This is a genomic window from Pantoea sp. ME81, assembly GCF_903970985.1.
GTDB lineage: Bacteria > Pseudomonadota > Gammaproteobacteria > Enterobacterales > Enterobacteriaceae > Pantoea > Pantoea communis.
The window spans coordinates 1-2,614 of sequence record NZ_CAJCKS010000311.1; the positions used below are offsets into that span (position 1 = coordinate 1).

Annotated in this window: 2 protein-coding genes; both read right to left on the bottom strand. The window is 54.9% G+C overall.

Features of this window, described 5'->3' with window-relative positions; all coding sequences use genetic code 11:
- Positions 1–98: 98 nt before the first annotated feature.
- Positions 99–1,235 (bottom strand): efflux RND transporter periplasmic adaptor subunit, encoded by a 1,137-nt coding sequence (locus tag H7A81_RS26765; protein WP_182059283.1) that lies wholly within the window; start codon positions 1,233–1,235, stop codon positions 99–101.
- Between the two features lie 334 nt (positions 1,236–1,569).
- Complete coding sequence (locus H7A81_RS26770; protein WP_255479059.1) at positions 1,570–2,478, bottom strand: ABC transporter substrate-binding protein; 909 nt, start codon at positions 2,476–2,478, stop codon at positions 1,570–1,572.
- Positions 2,479–2,614 lie beyond the last annotated feature (136 nt).

The window sequence follows — 2,614 nt, forward strand, 5'->3', positions numbered from 1 at the left end:
CACCGGCAAATGCTGCCAGCACACTGCACCTGCCACCATGATGGCGATCCAAAACAACAGCACGGCAATCGGCCGCTGCAAACAGCGTTCAGAGAAGGTCATGGCTGCATTACCGCCTTATCAATGTTGCTGGCGATTTGCACCGTCATGCCGGGGCGTAAGTTATTCGCACCTTCATTCACCACTTTAGTGCCTTGCGCGAGTCCATTGATCACCGCCAGCGACTGCTGCACGCGCAGCAGTGTAATGGTTTGTGCTTGCGCCTGGTTGTGCCCATCAATTACATAGACGAAGTGACCATCGGGGCCGTTTTGCACGGCTTGCGGCGGCAAAACTACGGCATCGGGCGTGACGCCCGCATCAACTTTGACGTTCTGGAATAGACCGGGCCACAGCAGGTGCTGATGGTTATCGAAGTGGGCTTTGAGCGTAATGGTGCCGCTGGTGGTGCTGACGCTGTTATCAATAAAGTCGAGGGTGCCTGGCGTCGGCTTACCGCTGGCGTCCTCCACCCAGACGGTCACCGGTCCCTGGGTTTGGGCTGCCAGTACCGGTTTCAAATCGTTCTCGGGCAGGGTAAACGCGACACCAATCGGATCGAACTGAATGAGTGATACCAGTGGTAAGGTACTGCCGGGTTGCACCAGGCTGCCGGGATGCACATTCAGCGCCCCGGTTTTTCCACCAACAGGTGCGGTAATGCGCGTATAGCCGAGGTTGACCTGTGCAGTTTGCACATCTTGCTGTGCGGCCTTGAACTGAGCCTGATACTGCTGAAGGTTACTTTGCAGCGTGTCCCAGTCAGACAAAGAGATGTAGTTTTTCGCTTTTAACAGGCGACCGCGTTGCAGATCATTCTGTGCTTTCACCAGCAACGCTTTGGATTCCCCTGCCGCGGCCACCGCCCGATCATAGGCGGCCTGCTGGCTGGCATCATCAAGCGTAAACAGTTGCTGCCCGGCTTTAACGAAATCCCCTTCATGGAAATCGACACTTTTCACCGTGCCAGTGAGTTGCGCCTGGATATCCACCTGGTTGAGTGGCACCACATGGCCCTGTGTTGCCAGCGTAATCGGCAGCGGTTTCACCGTGGCACTGATCATGCTCACCAGCACCGGGGCGTGGGCGGGTTTGACGGCCGCATCGGCCTGCTGTTTCGGCCAGAAATACCAGCCGCTTCCGCCAATGATCAAACCGACCATCAGCAGAAGAGAGTGTTTAGATTGAAAAGCCATGGTGCCTCGACGAGCGGAGTAATTTTCACAAGTTTATCGAAGGCCACCGAACAGAATGGAAAGAGGCAGATGACAAATTTGTCATCTTCAGATGCGCAGATACTTCAGTGGGTTACAAAAAGAAAAACGCCACAGTGTGGCGTTTTAGCGGGTGAACCAGATAGTCAGAAAACTCACGACGGCGAACAGGCTCACTGCAATCGCCAGATACTCGCTGGCGGGACGAACAAACATCGATTTCATAAAAATATCCTCGTGGTCATGAGGCTATTTTCGCGAATCAAGATTAACTCAACCTTAGGGCTAAACCCTGTGCGCCAGTTACCGCGAAAAATCAATTGTGCGTCCAGTAAGTGCCTGTTTCCGGGATGGGCAGAAATTGCTGGTTCATCTCCCGCAGCGTGTCATTGGGTGACATATCGTGGAACAGCTGTGGATGGAAAGTTTTGGCAAAAAATTCGGCGGCCAGCAGATGCCATGGGCTCATGTAGAAGTTTTGCCAGAAGGCGGCGGCGCGCTGCTGTTGCACGGCGGGCAGGGCCGAGACCGTGCTGTCCTGGGCTAACGCACGCAGGAAGGTGGTTTTGGCTTGTTCCGCATTCACCAGTGGCCCGAGTTGCAGCGCGCTGGTCTCTTCCGGGCCCGAAGATCCTGTGGCGATATAGATATCGGGATTAGCGGCAATCACTGCTTCCGGGTTGAGCTGACCAAACACGGCGGGGAAGCGACCGGCGGCAATATTGTCGCCCCCGGCGAAGGCGATCAAATCCGCCAGATTGCCATGCGCCACCGTGGTACAGCATTCGGCTTTCTTACCCAGATGTAATTGCAGCATCACTTTCGGCCGCGTACCGTGCCAGTTGGCTAAGCGATCGCGAATACGCTGCATATGCTGCTGATAGAACGCGATAAAGCGTTCGCTTTTGGCTTCATCATTGAGTGCTGCACCGAGCGTACGTAGACTGGCAACGGTATTCGTCAGCGGATCAACGCGAAAATCGAGAAACAGCACTGGAATATTCGCGGCCTGTAGCTGCAGCATAAACTGCGAGTTATTGGGCGGAGTACGCGCATACACCGGCAGGATCACCAAATCCGGCTGCAGGGCGATAATCTTCTCTACGTTCAGCTGCGAGAAGTTAGAGTTGCCAATCTGGGTAATCTTGCCAATCTCCGGAAAGGCTTTGACGTAACGATCCCAGGTCTGTTTATCCAGATTGCGCAGATCTGCAGGCCAGCCCACCACCCGTTTCGCAGGGCGATCGGAGGAGCGTGGTGTAGGGAAAGAGTGTACGACCTCGCGAGAATTCCGGTGGGAGCCTGCGTCTGAGAACAATACGACCACTTATAATGAGTACGACCCCATGCTATGCGACCAA